The sequence below is a fragment of the Pseudomonas sp. 2822-17 genome, assembly GCF_002742485.1.
Lineage (GTDB): Bacteria > Pseudomonadota > Gammaproteobacteria > Pseudomonadales > Pseudomonadaceae > Aquipseudomonas > Aquipseudomonas cyclaminis.
In genome coordinates this window covers 1-578 of record NZ_LJRZ01000479.1, presented here as the reverse complement: position 1 = coordinate 578, position 578 = coordinate 1, and the positions used below count along the sequence as shown (strand labels likewise).

At 58.7% G+C, this 578-nt stretch carries 1 protein-coding gene; it reads right to left on the bottom strand.

Features of this window, described 5'->3' with window-relative positions; translation table 11 throughout:
• Positions 1-578 (bottom strand): hypothetical protein (locus AOA60_RS32705; RefSeq protein ID WP_218240697.1); only part of this gene is annotated, 578 nt, incomplete at both ends.

Sequence of the window (578 nt, the reverse complement as noted above, 5' to 3'; positions counted from 1 at the left end):
GGGGTTTCTTCGTCGGTCGCGGTGAAGGTACCAGCGACGGTGCCCGCAGCAGCCGAGTTCTCTTCCAGGGTGTTAGCAGCAACCGTGATCACCGGCACATCGTTGTGCAGGTTGACGGTCGGTTGGCCGCTGTTGCTGGAGTTGGCGCCTGATGGATCGGTAACGGTCAGATCGATCTTCGGCAACTGGTTGCCGGCGTTAACGAAGTCAGCGCCTTTTTGGGTCAGCACAACGTTGTTGCCGGAGATGCTGTAGTAGCCATCGGCGTTGCTGGTGCCCGTGAAGGTGATGGTCAGGCCATCGCGTGGGGTTTCTTCGTCTTTGGCAACGAAGGTACCGGCGACAGTGCCCGCAGCAGCCGAGTTTTCTTCCAGGGTGTTAGCTGCAACCGTGATCACCGGCACATCGTTGTGCAGGTTGACGGTCGGTTGGCCGCTGTTGCTGGAGTTGGCGCCCTGAGGGTCGGTAACAGTCAGGTCAATCTTCGGCAACTGGTTGCCGGCGTTAACGAAATCAGCGCCCTTTTGGGTCAGCACAACGTTGTTGCCGGAGATGCTGTAGTAGCCATCAACGTTGCT